Origin of the sequence: Malonomonas rubra DSM 5091 (assembly GCF_900142125.1) — a bacterium.
Lineage (GTDB): Bacteria > Desulfobacterota > Desulfuromonadia > Desulfuromonadales > Geopsychrobacteraceae > Malonomonas > Malonomonas rubra.
The window spans coordinates 227,205-241,137 of record NZ_FQZT01000002.1 but is presented as its reverse complement, the minus strand read 5'-3'; the positions used below and the strand labels follow the sequence as shown (position 1 = coordinate 241,137).

Genomic DNA, 13,933 nt, shown 5'->3' with positions numbered 1-13,933 from the left:
TTGCTGATGAACGAAAAGAGGATTCTGCTTCAAGGGAGGAGCGGTTGATGAATACGTACTCTTATCGAAAGATTCTCGTTGGTCTTTTGGCCCTGTTGCTGTTGTCTGCACTCCCGGCAGCAGCACATATGCCGGTGCCGCTGCTCGATGCTGAGGGTAACCGGATCGAGATTTCCGTACCGGGGACGCCGTCACCGGCTTTCAGCATGAAGCAGACTTGTCAGAGCTGTCACGATTACAACGCCATCGAGCAGCACTCATTTCATGCGCAGACCGGGGCCAACGAATTTTTCGGTTGGGCACACCATAATCCCGATTCGCAGGATAAGTTCGTCAGTGGCCCGGTGCCGGAAGGCAAAAACTGGTTGCAGACCCCGGGCCACTTCGGCAACTGGGATCCGCCCTCGGTGCGCCAGCTGGCGCAGATGTTCGAAGGAGTCCCCGGAACCGGAAACTACGATGCTGCCAGCGGGCAATTTCTCGAGGCTGAGTCGAACAGCTGGTTGCCGAAGGTCTATGCCGATCTGACGGAATTCCGTAATAAGGTCGATATGTCGGTCCCCGGCAATATCATGGATTGTGGCGAATGCCATGTCGGCGGCGGGGCGATGGAATATGTGCCGAACACAAACCTGTTTGCCCGGGTGCCTCTGCGCGACATCGCCAAGCCGACCCGTGAGGCGATTGTGCTTGACGCCGACGGCAACCCGGTGCTGGAACCGAAAGGTTTTCGCATGGAGCCGGTGCAGGAAACTGTTGTCAATGATGTCAACGGTCTTGGCGGTCCGATCGATGCTGCGACTGTGACCGCATTCAACTATTTTATCGATATTTACGATGTCGATGGCGACAGCGATAAAAGCGAAGTCCAGTACATCGATTACGCCAATACCGGAGTTTTGGAAGTCGACTGTTTTGTCTGCCACCTGAAAGATTACAATTACGCCGCCCGCAAGGCAGCGCTGCGCAAAGGGAAGCTGGATGCCAGTCGCAGTATTGCGGCCGGGATCGCCAGCGATAACGGCCTGCAGTGGCCCGACGGCGGCAGTGCTCCAGCTGGTTATGGCACCACGGTTATTTACGGCGACAATCTTGTCGGGCTTGATTTTATCAACGAAACCGGCCCGGTTCTGAGTCAGGCCTTTTTCGATCAGCGCCTCAACCGCACTCCGCTGACGAACAACTGCGCACTCTGCCACTTCAACGAGTTCGCAGTCGACTGGAAAAAGCGGGGGGACAACTGGCAGGGTGATTTCCGCCACACCTTCCACACTAATTTTGGTTGTCTCGGCTGTCATCAACGCAGCGACGGCGTTTCCCTGGACGGCTGGGATATGCAGATCTCAGCCAATTATCCGAAGATGGGTGAGGGCACCATGGGGCATGACCCAGCCAAAGGGGACGTGCCATTCAGCGAAGTGTTTAACGCCAGTGATGACGCGGCTTTCAAGGATTGCGAAAGTTGTCACTTGCGCGGTGGAGATGGTGGCCAGGCCTACGGTGCGCCCGATCCAACCGCGGCCCACGATCGCGCCGGGCTGATGGCAGAGGTTGTTCAGGATCCGCTGAAAATGCAGGGAGTGCCCGAGATCAGCCATGTCGCCCTGATGGATTGCACTGTCTGTCATGTGCGGAAAATATCCTCGGCAAGCTGGAACACAGGCGGCTCGATGGTCGATGCGACCGGGAATGATGCTGCCGGGCACCTCTTCGATTACACCAACGACTGGGTCGATCGCAACAACATGACCGATCGCAGTTCTCTCTCCTGGTACTTAGGGCGGCTACAGCGCAATAACGTTGTAACGACCATGTTCTGGCGTGATGGAAACGATGCTGATTTCGACGTCAACTTCGACGGGAATCCAGCCGGACTTGATCCTCTGCTACCGACCCAGATTCTGTCGGTCAACCTGAGCAATGACTGGACATCATTGACCGCCGATAACAACGGTCAGGTCACAGCGGCGAAAATCAACGAACGGGTGAGCAACCTGAATTCCTTTGTCGCCGGATGGGTTGGTAGTGGGACTCCGGATACTAGGTTCTCGTTGGCCAGTGTGCCGTTCAAAGTGAACCACAATGTTTCGCCGGTTGCCGATAGCTTCGGCATCGGCGGCTGTGCTGATTGCCATTCGGAAACTGCTGAATTTTATAACGGCGGTATCAATCCCCTCGGTGATGGAAGCAGCCTCTACTGGGATGATGACCGGGTTCCTTACGTGATGGTCAACGGCCAGACGCAGGCGAGTGATTTCGATCCGAAGCTGCGCGACAAGTCGGCTGCCCGCTCGATCGCCATCGAATTCGCCAATGTCGCAACGCAGATTGATAGTGACAACAACGGCACCCCGGAAGATTACTTTACCGTACGTCCGATTGAACGTTCGGAGATGATTTACGAAGATGATTTCAAGGCTCCGGCAGCTTTCGCCGCCAGTTATTCCTCTGCGGCAGCGATCGATTTCAGTGGTAACGAGCAGGGCTGGTTGCTGAAGGTCGAGGCTTCGAACGATGGTGGCCAGACGGTCGTCAACCGCAGCCGTCTGGTGGCGACAGATGTCGGCAGTGTTGCCGAACTGTTGACCGATCTTGGTTCATTTGTCGGTGACTTCGAGTTCGTCGTGACGGCAAACGGAACCGGCGGCATTACAATCAGTGGCCAGAACGGCTACCAGGTGCGGCTGCATGCACAAGCATGGGCCGGCAAGTTACAGATGGAAACAGCAGCCTGGCGCGATGTGCAATGGTTCGGAACCAACGGCACCAGTTACGATGGACGTGCTGATTGGGTTGCCTACCTGAATACCCTCGGTGACCCAGCGGTGACCGGAATCGGTATTGATCCGATTTCTCAGATGCTGCCGATAAACAGCAACCAGGATATCGAGGTTGGGAGTACTATCACTCTCAGCGCTGATACCTCAGTGAATACAGCAGGAACCTTCAGCTACAGCTGGATCGTCAGCGATACCGCAGGCGAAGTGCTGGAAGGCGAGTCGGTGCAGAAGACCTTTGACAAGATCGGTACCTGGCTGGTGACATTACGTGTCGTGGATGAAGAAGGCAAACTGGCTCAATCGAGCCTGCCGGTGACCGTTGTCGCTCCGGCTCCAGACACCTATATCACTTACGCTGATAACGGTGTCGGCGTTCCGGCTCAAGTGACCTTCAATAACATGCCGGAGAGTACCATGCTGTATGTGATCTGGGGGGATGGAACCAAAGACCGCTTCTACGAAAACCTGCCAGCTGGTTCGAACAAGACTGTCGATCATCTTTTCCGTCAATACGCCAAATATGACAAAGGGGACTATTTCGAATACCGGATGACGGTTTATGTCTACAACGGCAGCACGCGAGTCGAGGTGGAACAACAGACAGTGAGAATAATGAAGTAAACAGAAAATTTAGCTTTACAGGGCGTTATGCTTTTACCTTGTCCTCTCTCCGCAGGGGAATTGCAGGCCCAGACAACAACAGCCCCGAAGTTTTGCTTCGGGGCTGTTGTTATTGAATCGTAATTATTGTTTGCTGCCTATTGCAACCTGTTCTATCCAGTATTCATTCTCAGGTTTCAGGTTACGTTTGCTTGCGGCGATGTCTTCTGCCGTCTCTTTGTCGTATACCCCCTTGATCTGGCACTGAAAGCCGGTTTCCTTGTTCTTCCAATAAACGACGTAGGCTCCCTCTTCAATCCGCTTCTGGAGCATTTCTTCCTGAGAGGTGTAGCTGCAACTCGCAAGGAGACAGGTGGCCAAAAAGAAAAGCAGGATCCCCCTCATTGTCCTTTACTCCTTCCACTGATCGACATCGACCAGCCCAAGTTTGACGGCGTAACGGACCAGCTCCATCTTGTTGTGCACACCGAGCTTCTTCATCAGGTTGGCGCGGTGGTTCTCGACTGTCTTCGGGCTTAATCCCAACTCTTCGGCGATCTTCCGAGTGGTGCCTCCTTCGACAACTTTGCGCATCACCTCCTGCTCGCGCGGTGAAAGCAGGCTGTAGTTTTCATCATCGATGGTCGCCTCTGTTTCCGGCTCGCTCATCAGCTTGGTGATGACCTCGAGTGAGACGCCGCCATCGAGGAAAAATTCGCCGCGGCAGAGCGCGTCCATCGCCTGAATCAGTTTGGCGCTGGTCGCTTCCTTGACCACGTAGCCGCGTGCTCCCGCCTTGAAAGCTTCGGCAATGAACTCGAACTTCGGGTGCATGCTGACGATCAACAGTTTGGCGTCCGGCAGTTCGCTGCGGATTTCGCGGGTTGCTTCAATCCCGCTTTTCTCCGGCAGGGAGATGTCCATGGTCACCAGGTCGGGCTTCAGCTCCTGGGCCATCTGCAGAGCTTCTTCGGCACTGCCCGCTTCACCAACGGTCTGGTAGCTTTCGCTGCGGTCGATCAAACTCTTCAATCCCTCGCGGAAGAGTGGATGATCGTCAACAATAAGTACGTTTTTCTTGGTCATAAGGCCTCTGTTTTCTGTTTTGCGGTTAATTGAATCTCATTCTATCACAGTTGTTCGCAGGGAACTTCGATAAGCAGCCGAGTGCCGTCGCCTGGCTGAGATTTTAGCTCGAAATTTCCCTTCAACAAGTCGACCCGCTCTGCGATACCGAGCAGACCGAGATTGGTGTTCTGGTTGCGATTATTGACATGTGGCTTTGTGTCGAAGCCTTTGCCGTTGTCAGCAATACGCAGTCGCAGGACCGGATGTGATGCGATCAGGCGGACACTGGCCTGGGTCGCCCCGGCATGCTTGACGATATTATGCAGAGCTTCCTGGGCGATCCGGTAAAGATTGATCTCGGTATCTTTGTCGAGTTTCAGCTCTTTGATTCCAGCCGATTTGAAATCGATCTCGATATTGTGCAGCGATCCGATCTTGCTGCAGTGGTCTCTCAAGGTTTCGACCAAGCCCAGGCGTTCGAGGAAAGAGGGGCGCAGACCAGCGGAAAGACGGCGCACGGAATCGATTGATCCCTGCAGTATATCGGCAAGGTGGTCGATCTGATCTCGTAATTCCGGCGGGATATCCTTTAAATCTTCAGCAATGGTTTCGACACTGATTTTTGCGGCGTTGAGGCGCTGGCCGAGATCGTCGTGCAATTCACGGGAAAGAACCGCGCGCTCATCTTCCTGTGCGGTGATCAGGCGGTGGGAAAGAGCGCGAATTCGCTGTTCGGTTTCTTTCATCTCAGTGATATCACGGGCCACAGCCAGCTTCGCCGGCTTGTCATTTCCGGGCATGCGGATCGGCAATTCGATGGCTGAGTACCAAGCTTGTTGCGAGTCATTGAAGAACTCTTTATGGATCGGTTTGCCGGTTTTGAAAACCTCATCGATGGTGCAGGCTTCGCAGGGTTCTGGCAGGCCACGGCAGACTTTATGGCATGGGTCTACTTTTGGATCAGCATTGCTGGTTTCAATCATCTTGCGGTTGGCGTAGAGGACCTCAAACTCATCGGTGACCACATAGACCCGGTCTTCCATGGCATCGAGCAGGCGTCTTAACGTCTGCTGCGAGACTGCCATCGCCTCGGCCATGAAGGCACAGTCGGTCTGGTCTTCGAATGTACCGAGGATCGCCGGTCGGCCATTGATTTCAATCAGGCGTGCTTCTGCCTGCAACCAGAATTCTGTACCGTCGCAGCGGGCCGATGGCTGTGCCCAGGAAACCAGCGGTGACTTGTTGGTCAGCATCTCATCGTGCATTTTCTTAAACAGGTCGACACTGTTTTTATCCGGATAGACCTCGTTGAACATATTGTGCCCAAACAGGTCGGTAACAGATTCGTAGCCGAACATCTCACCGAAGTGCCGATTGAGAAAAACCGCTTCATCGTCCTGTATTACATACATGCCTTGGGACAGGTTGCCGACGATTGTTTCGAAAAGATCGGCATTGATTCGTTCGCCCATACTGCCTCCGCCAGTGAATGCTGTTAATGAATTTTGGAGGTTGTATTCATGCAAACGGCATGCCTTTGATTTTAAAATTCGTATTTTTCTATATGTGCCGCGTTTTCTCGTAATTCCACCCATTTTAGGTGGTTTCGGGGATATACCCAAGCTTCGGGGATATACCCGATAGAGACCGATTCCGTCATTAAAAACAATCCCCCAGTTTATCCGTTTTCGCCCCCAGCTAAGTGTGGGGTTTTTGTCTGGGGTGGCTGGGTGGTGTCACCTAGGGAAAAGAAAAAAATAAGCGTCAGATAATATCTAAAACTATTTCGCAAAGACTTTCATAAATGAGAAAACCACTTTTTTATCAGCTGTTTATGTGTTGTTCCTGGGTGGATGTGGGCGTTTTGGGTGGCTTCTCTCAGGGTGAAAAAAGAGGGGTGAAGAAGCGTTTTTTTGGTCTTTGCCTTGCTATTTGAAATGGTCGGCTCATTTCTCCAGCGCATCAAGCTGGAAGAACAAAATCGGAATCTTCCCCCTTGCTCGTACCCCCAATACGGCCAAGTCGAAAAGGTTCCACTTTTCCCGAAAGGAGGAGGTTCCATAAGTTCGACCTTTGTTGTGTGAATCGAATGCATGACCGATGAAAACGAAATGATTAACGAAAGGAATTTGGAATGAGCAGGAATAGAGTGAGTTTGTGGTTTATGGCAGTCAGTGCTGCTGTGACCATGTTGATTATGGGTGCGGGAACCGGCTTTGCCGCTCACCCCGATATCCCTCTTTATACTTATGAGGAAGTTGCAGAGCAATTCGGTTACCCGGTTATGCCGGTTGGCCTGGATGCTGAAAACAAGGGTTTCCCTTACAGCCCGAAGCAAACCTGTGGTAACTGCCACAACGGTACTCTGTACCGTACTGATAGCCCGATGCTGCAAATGATGGGTTATCCTGGTTTTGACGGTACTGGTTACTTGGTCACCGACAAGGCCGGCACCCCGATTGCGACTCCGCTGGTCAGCTACGAGGACATGGACAACGATACTTTCCACGTTCAGCAGGATGCCAACTTGCTGATCGATACCGCGGGCGTAAGCTCCCAGGCTGGTAAGCCATGGACTCAGTCCCTCGGTATGGCAGGTAAGTGGTGACCGCCTTCGCTCCGCCAGTTGGCGGACTTCCGTGCAAACGGTGATAGCAACAGCCTGACTAATGGTAAAGAATACGCGACCCCTCAAGAGTTTATCGACTCCGTTGACAACTCGGCCTGGGATTTCGCAACTGCATGTAGTAGCTGCCACGTTGGTGGTGGTCTGACGAATCATGACCGTGAAGGTACCCGTTACTCCAAGCGCCCGACCTTCCAGGGCGACACCACTGTTCCTTTGAACGCTTACGATTACACTGTCTACGAGTACTGGATGGGTCCGGCTGATATGGCCGCAAACCCGACTGATCCATTGTATGCCAACGGTATGCCTGCGCATTACGTCAATGACATGGGCATGAACAACCATCTGAACTCTGATGGTTCTTTTGTCGACACTGACACCAACCCGGCGACCTACAAGGCTCCTGGCTTCGCTCCGACCTTGGCTCCCTGGGCTTACCCGTACCCGCTCGATATGGACGGTGACGGAGAGTATACGACCGTGGGTGTAGATATGCCGAACTTCCAGATGCCGAACGTGCGCGAGATCGACTGCATGTTCTGTCACATGGAAGGCTACAACAATATCGTCAGCTCCGTTGCTGTACAGATGGGTGCTCTGAACGCTGCCCCGGCTATGGGTTCCGGAATGATGAACATGTTCACCCAGTCTTATCTGCCGAACATTGTCGATTCGATGGATGTTCCGAATATCATGACTGGTCAAGGCACCATGAAGGTTGCCGTGCTGTCCGGTAATACAGTTTCCCGTATCAAGGGCAACCCGCCGAGCGACAACTGCCGTCTCTGCCACAGCCCGACCACCATGGAAAACTTCTCGGACATGTTCGACAAGTTCCTGGCCGCTTCGCCGATGGAATTCAATCCGCTAAGCCCGTTCGCAGGCCCGACCGGTCTGGCAATGCCTGGCTACGACCTGAACGCTGCTTTTATCGATCCGTCGATGGCGTCTCAGTCCCCGACTGTTTATGCTCAGATGGACGGTTCCTGGGTGTACGGTGATGGCAGTGATGCAGGTGGTCCGTTCGCTGGCATGTTCCCGATGGCGCTGTTCCAGACTTACAAGAATGTCACTCCGTTGAGCCAGATGTCTGGCGAGATGGGTGGTAACAACCAGCCTATGTCCGGTCCGATCTACTTCAACGGTGGTCTCGATTACGACCAGAGTGCACTGAAAAAGGCGACTATTCCGTTCCCGCGTGCTGACTTCTTCAAGCGTGGCGACCTGTTCGACGACAGCGCTCAAGTGGAAGCACACCACAGCCTGACCTGTGCCAGTTGTCACATGGACACCAACGCGACCAACAAAGACCAGTGCGATCCGGGCCGTGGTTACGCCCGTCTCGGTGGTGTTGAGTCCGGCACTAACGCTGTCGACAAGACTGGCCAGGATTCCCGTAACACTGCCAAGCGTTGTGAGCATTGCCACATTACTGGCAAGAATGCTGAAGGTCTGCCGATCGAAACTTACGGTGCCGGTAACCCGACTGCTGCTCACGCCGCTGCCGGTTTGACCGCAAAGATCACCAATGCGATTGGTGCTGAAGGCCCGTTTATGGGTGATCACCTCGACATCATCGATTGTACTGTCTGTCACATGAAGAAGCAGTCGATGGCAGTTCGTGCTCTCGATTGTACCTCTGGTAACCGCTACCCGACTATGATCGGTTTCCAGCAGGAAAAAGGCATGATGGCCATGTTCACTGACCCGATGGGTCTGAAGGACATCCCGGAAGCAGATTTCCAGACGATTACTGGTCTGCCGTTCCCGAAGAACATGTATGTCAACGAAATGAACGACTGGTCGACCATGCCGCAATACGACCTGCTTAAAGGTTGGTGGCAGAATGGACCGAAGTTCCTTGCTGACGGTGTGACTCCGAACCCGGACTACCGCCGCAAGATTTACAACATCAACATGATTACCGCGATCCTCTGGGATAACAACGGTGCTTTCGACGCCAACGGCGACGGTGCCACCGGTGTTGAGGCTGATAGCCAGGCTCCGGCCGGCATGCTCGGTTTCGATCCATGGATTCAGCGCGACCTGAAGACCGGCCCGACCTTTGCTGACACCGGTTTCGCTGTCGTGCCGATCGGTTTCGGTGATCCGATGGACGCTGGTAACCCGTACGGTTCCGTTTACAGCAGCCAGACTGCTAACGGCTTCAACCCGATGAGTGACTGGGACTACGTTGGCGTCTATGGTGGTAACACCATGTTCAACACCCCGGAGCAGATCAACGCTTACCAGGCATTCCGTACCGGTATGGACTCCATGGCTGGTGGCAACAAGCCTTGGGATCAAACCCAGTTGACCATCTTCGGTGGTCCTTTCCAGGTGACTCACAACGTTGTCAGCCCGAGCGTTGCCGTTCTGGGTACTTCTTGTAACGATTGTCACGACGCCAACTCTCACTTCTTCTCCGGCGGTTACGACATGACCGGTTCGGCGGTTCCGACTGCTGACACCGTTGACATGACCGGTATCTATGACATCAACCAAGCCAATGGTGGGATGGTCATCGATATCTCCGGGTACAACATGATGCAGCGCCCGGTTGTTGACTACGAGATCGTTGCAGAGCCTGCCGACATCATCACCGGTGCTGAAGCACAGAGCAAAGCTGGTACCGTTCACGAAGTTGAATTCGAAGAGCATGGTTGCTGGGATGGTTCGACCTTCATCGCCTACACTGCTGCGACTGAAGCCGACCTGACCTGTCTCGCTGCGGATGCACACTATGTCCGTACCACCGACCTGAGCCGTGCTGAGTTCCTCTACTTCGACGAAGCCGACGCACATGCTAAGGCGACAGCACTGGAAGCCAACCGGACTCTGTCTGACTACGTCAACGCTCCGGTAGCTGCTATCGATGCTTCGGTTCCCGCAAGTGTCGAGGTTGGTGCAACCATCAACCTGGTGGCTGACACCACTGGTAATGATGCAGCCAATACCTACAGCTGGACTGTTAACGATGAAGCTGGTGTTCTCACCGGTTCCACCGTTACCAAAACCTTTAACACCATCGGCACCTGGACTGTGACTCTCAAGGTCATCAACGCCAGCGGTGATGTTGATCAGGTTTCCCAGCAGGTTCAAGTTGCCGCACCTGCTCCGGCTGCTGATATCGCTGTAGATTCACCTTCTGGTTTAGACAACTCAGTAACCTTTAGCAACCTGCCGGCGCACACCATGCTGTACATCATCTGGGGTGACGGTGCGAGAGAGCGTGTCTATGACACTGCCGCTTCGGTAAGCGTACCGCATAACTTCAGTGCTTCTAGCCGGTACTTCGACGGTAGCAACTACAACTACCGTACGACCGTCTACGTCTACAACGGCAGCACTCGCGTAGACATTAAGCGTGAGATTCTGACGATCGCTCCTTAATCGACAGGATTTTCAGTTAACCCTCACCGTCGGGCTCAAGGAGAAATCCTTGGGCCCGATTTTTTTTTCATGCAAAAAGCTCTATGTTGGTGGCTTGAAGTTTGCAATTGTAGCCACGCAATTTGATAACTGCTGCTGATCAGAAAGAAGATTAAAAATAACAATCCTGCGAGCAGGTTGCGTATAATCAAACTGTTTGTGCCTCTTAATGTAGGAGTTCGCGTGACAATAAAAAGAGTCTGGATTCTGTCTTTAGCCCTGCTGTCGCTGTTTTTCAGCTCTGTTCAGGCGGAGGAAAAGCATGGCTGGCCGACTTTGACGCTGACCGGAGGCGGTTATTCCATTGGGAGTAGCGCCGATATCGATGCTGACTCTGTTTACGGCATTAAGCTGGGTTATGAAGTGAATGGCCGTGGTTTCGCGGACCGTCTTGGCGTAGAAGCTGTCTATCAGCACCTTGAAGGGGAGAGCGATCTCGATAATTCAGATGTTGATCTCGATCTGCTTCGCCTTGACTTGCTCTATCTGTTCACTGCACCCAAAAGCGCAACTTGGCTCGAACCTTTCCTGACTATCGGCGGTGGTGCGCTGTTCGTCGCTGGGGAAGAGAGGAAGTCGAGTGAAGATCCACTGTTGACTTATGGTGTCGGCAGCAAATTTAAACTGACCGATTTCCTCAAGCTGCGGCTTGATATGCGGCACTTGATGGTTTTTGGTGACGATTCGCGCAGTGATTTCGAATATACCGCCGGCCTGAGTTATTACTTCGGGGTCGAGCGCAAACCGAAGAAGAAAATTGACGTAACCGATAGCGATAAAGACGGTGTGTTCGACAGCAAGGATAAATGCCCAGACACACCTGCGGGCTTGCAGGTCGATAAAAGAGGTTGTCCGGTCGACGCTCCTGACGCCGATGCCGATGGCGTTGCTGACTATCAGGATGCCTGCCCGGCAACACCTGCAGGGTTGAATGTCGATGAAAAAGGCTGCTTCTTTGATGACGATGGTGACGGTGTGCCGAACGAGCTGGATCGTTGTCCATCTAACCCCCCTGGTTTTCAAGTCGATGAGAATGGCTGCACAAAACTGATTAGGCGTAGCGAGGGATAGTTCTGTTGTTGATGTCTATGATCCTTTACGCAACCGTTTGTCTCTGGGAGAGTTGCCAGCGTGCACGATAAGCCGCTATATTGCTCAGGTTTCTTCCTATTGCTACTGGTGTTTTGCCTCAGTGTCGGTTTGTGGGCTGGTTTCAGTGGTGGAGGTCATGATTTTCGCGGTCGTTGTGAAATGTGTCACTTGAGTATGCCGACGGAGGACAGTCCCGGAAAGTTTGTCCGCGATATCAGTTATCTCTGTGCCGAGTGCCACACGATCTCAACGCGGAATTCTCACCCCATCGGCATGGTGCCGAGCATGAAGGTGCCGGAATCCTTTGCTCTTGATTGGGCTGGGCGCATGACCTGCGCGACCTGTCATGATCCGCACGATGTTGGCCTGGGTGATGATCTTGACTTTTTACGGACAGATGCACGGGGAAAAGATTTCTGCGATCTCTGTCATCGTGGAACCTTGCCGCTGGATGGGCAGAGACACATCGGCAGCGTCGGTATTGCCCACGGCAAGTCGGGTATTGTCGAAAGCAACACAGTTTATCATCAGGTTCTCGACCAGATTACCCTCGAGTGCCTGAATTGTCATGATGGGGTTATCGCCTCGGATGCCAGTTACAAAGTCATGGGTGGCGACGCTTTGACTTACCAGCGACGTGGACTGTCACACCCAATCGGGATGGATTACCGAAAAGCGGCCTTGCTCGACCGGGAGTTGCGGCCGGTAGAGATGCTTGCGCCGGAGATAGCTCTCTACGACGGCAAGGTCGGTTGCGCATCTTGTCACAATCCTTATTCAAGCAAGCGGCGGATGCTGGTTGTCGATAATTACGCCAGCGCGCTCTGCCGCGAATGCCACATCAAATAGAACCGAATTGAAAGAGAACAGGAGATAGAAATAATGCTTTTTAGATACGTAATGCGATTGATCCCTCTTTACCTTGTCTTCTTTTGCCTGCCCCTATCTGCCTTCGCCGCACCGATGCCCGACATTGTCGCCAAAGTTGGCAATTTGGAAATCACCAAATATGAACTGCGCAGGGAATATCAGCGGATTTCACCGCCACGTATGGGGCACGCCCAGCTTTCAGCTGAAAAAGTATCTGAAATGAAATTTCAGGCGCTGGACAATTTGATCGATCAAGCCTGCAAAGCACAGTATGCCTTTGCCAACGAGATGTCTGTTCCCAACACCGCAGTTGATGAGCGTCTGGCGAAAGTACGTGAGCGGTTCAAGACTGACGCCGAGTTGACAGAGGCACTTGCCGGCGAAAGTATCCCGGCTTTCCGGGCTTCAGTCTACCGTATGTTGCTGGCGCAAAAAGCAGAAGACCTGGTGGTCAATGAAAAAGCCAAAATTACTGATGAGGAGGTGCGTGCTTATTACGACGATAATAAGCAGATGTACATGCGCCCACCCCAGTACCGAGCCAGCCACATCCTGATTAAAGTCGACCCGACGCTCGTCGGCGAGCAACGCCAGGCGTTATTGGACAAAGCCGAAGACTTGGCTAAACGAGCTAAAGCCGGTGAAGATTTCTATAATCTGGCCTACTATAATTCTGATGAGCCGACCAAGTTCGTTGGTGGCGATACCGGCTACTTTCATAGTGGACAGGTGGTTAAGGAATTCGAAGATGCAATTAAGAATCTGCAGCCGGGAGAAATCGTCGGACCTGTGGAGACTATTGCTGGGTTTCACGTTATCAAGCTGACCGAAGCAAAGCCGGCTCACGAAATGACCTTCGAAGAGGTCGCCGGCAAAATCCGCAGCAATGTCGAGGGTGGGAAAAAGTCGGAACTGTACGATAAGTGGATGGCTGAGCTGAAAAAACAGTACCCAGCCGAGGTGTTTATCAAGTAGGCTATTTGGTAGATTATTATCAATAAATTGTTTCTTTTCAGGAGCCGGTCGAAGTGGTATTCTTTCGACCGGCTTTCTATGTGATGCAAAGGCGAAAAGGCCATTTGGCCTTCGCGCCCGGGGGGGCGCCTATAAAAAGGTGGGAGGGAATATGAGATTTTTTAGCAAAAGTTTAACCTGTCTGTTGTTGTTTCTTCTGTTGTTGTCCGTTGGTAGTTTTCAGGCAGTTGCTGCTGATAAGCTGGATGTCAATTCAGCAACAGTTGAACAGCTGGTCGAGATTAAGGGTGTGGGTGACGTGATCGCTCGGCGTATCGTTGATTATCGCCAGCAGCATAACGGTTTCACCTCTCTGGCTGAATTAAGCGAGGTGAAAGGGATCGGCGATAAAAAGCTCGAACAGATGACACCGTATTTGACCTTGGTAAAAGCAAAGTAATAAACTTTTCGGAAATTAAGCAGGCCTTTTCGCGTTTTCGGGAAGAGG

10 protein-coding genes are annotated in these 13,933 nt (G+C 52.8%); 7 read left to right on the top strand and 3 right to left on the bottom strand.

What is annotated here, in order from left to right; genetic code table 11:
• Nucleotides 1–47 precede the first annotated feature (47 nt).
• Nucleotides 48–3,401, top strand: a complete 3,354-nt coding sequence (locus BUB13_RS19120) for a PKD domain-containing protein (RefSeq protein WP_208610118.1) — start codon at nt 48–50, stop codon at nt 3,399–3,401.
• A 123-nt stretch (nt 3,402–3,524) separates the two neighbouring features.
• Here the strand turns inward: BUB13_RS19120 and BUB13_RS03985 are convergent, their stop codons facing one another.
• Genes BUB13_RS03985 through BUB13_RS03975 form a run of 3 tightly spaced genes read right to left on the bottom strand, consistent with a single transcriptional unit; the run spans nt 3,525 to nt 5,920 of the window.
• A complete protein-coding gene (locus BUB13_RS03985; RefSeq protein ID WP_072905825.1) occupies nt 3,525–3,785 on the bottom strand; it encodes a hypothetical protein in 261 nt (86 codons plus the stop codon).
• A 6-nt stretch (nt 3,786–3,791) separates the two neighbouring features.
• The gene (locus tag BUB13_RS03980) at nt 3,792–4,466 is read right to left on the bottom strand and encodes a response regulator (RefSeq protein WP_072905823.1); all 675 of its coding nucleotides are present in this window, start codon (nt 4,464–4,466) and stop codon (nt 3,792–3,794) included.
• A 44-nt stretch (nt 4,467–4,510) separates the two neighbouring features.
• Nucleotides 4,511–5,920 carry a sensor histidine kinase gene (locus BUB13_RS03975; RefSeq protein WP_072905821.1) on the bottom strand — a complete coding sequence of 470 codons (1,410 nt, stop codon included), beginning with the start codon at nt 5,918–5,920 and terminating at the stop codon, nt 4,511–4,513.
• A gap of 677 nt (nt 5,921–6,597) precedes the next feature.
• Between BUB13_RS03975 and BUB13_RS03970 the strand changes: the two genes are divergently transcribed.
• The 6 genes from BUB13_RS03970 (at nt 6,598) to BUB13_RS03945 (ending at nt 13,885) form a co-directional block, all read left to right on the top strand.
• A complete protein-coding gene (locus BUB13_RS03970) occupies nt 6,598–7,056 on the top strand; it encodes a hypothetical protein (RefSeq protein WP_139249303.1) in 459 nt (152 codons plus the stop codon).
• A gap of 18 nt (nt 7,057–7,074) precedes the next feature.
• Entirely contained in the window at nt 7,075–10,470 is a 3,396-nt protein-coding gene (locus tag BUB13_RS03965) for a PKD domain-containing protein (protein ID WP_072905817.1), read from the top strand.
• Nucleotides 10,471–10,692: 222 nt separating this feature from the next.
• The gene (locus BUB13_RS03960; RefSeq protein ID WP_072905815.1) at nt 10,693–11,580 is read left to right on the top strand and encodes an outer membrane beta-barrel protein; all 888 of its coding nucleotides are present in this window, start codon (nt 10,693–10,695) and stop codon (nt 11,578–11,580) included.
• A gap of 60 nt (nt 11,581–11,640) precedes the next feature.
• Nucleotides 11,641–12,450: a cytochrome c3 family protein gene (locus BUB13_RS03955; RefSeq protein WP_139249302.1), complete on the top strand. Its 810-nt coding sequence runs from the start codon at nt 11,641–11,643 to the stop codon at nt 12,448–12,450.
• Nucleotides 12,451–12,483: 33 nt separating this feature from the next.
• On the top strand, nt 12,484–13,446 hold the full coding sequence (locus BUB13_RS03950; RefSeq protein ID WP_084091730.1) for a peptidylprolyl isomerase: 963 nt from the start codon (nt 12,484–12,486) through the stop codon (nt 13,444–13,446).
• Between the two features lie 151 nt (nt 13,447–13,597).
• Nucleotides 13,598–13,885, top strand: a complete 288-nt coding sequence (locus BUB13_RS03945) for a ComEA family DNA-binding protein (RefSeq protein ID WP_072905809.1) — start codon at nt 13,598–13,600, stop codon at nt 13,883–13,885.
• The last annotated feature ends 48 nt before the right edge of the window (nt 13,886–13,933 follow it).

Bases quoted from the DNA above. Each gene is read 5' to 3' on its own strand.
- BUB13_RS03945 (WP_072905809.1), top strand. From the start codon at position 13,598: ATGAGATTTTTTAGCAAAAGTTTAACCTGTCTGTTGTTGTTTCTTCTG.
- BUB13_RS03980 (WP_072905823.1), bottom strand. From the start codon at position 4,466: ATGACCAAGAAAAACGTACTTATTGTTGACGATCATCCACTCTTCCGC.
- BUB13_RS03975 (WP_072905821.1), bottom strand. From the start codon at position 5,920: ATGGGCGAACGAATCAATGCCGATCTTTTCGAAACAATCGTCGGCAAC.
- BUB13_RS03950 (WP_084091730.1), top strand. From the start codon at position 12,484: ATGCTTTTTAGATACGTAATGCGATTGATCCCTCTTTACCTTGTCTTC.
- BUB13_RS03985 (WP_072905825.1), bottom strand. From the start codon at position 3,785: ATGAGGGGGATCCTGCTTTTCTTTTTGGCCACCTGTCTCCTTGCGAGT.
- BUB13_RS19120 (WP_208610118.1), top strand. From the start codon at position 48: ATGAATACGTACTCTTATCGAAAGATTCTCGTTGGTCTTTTGGCCCTG.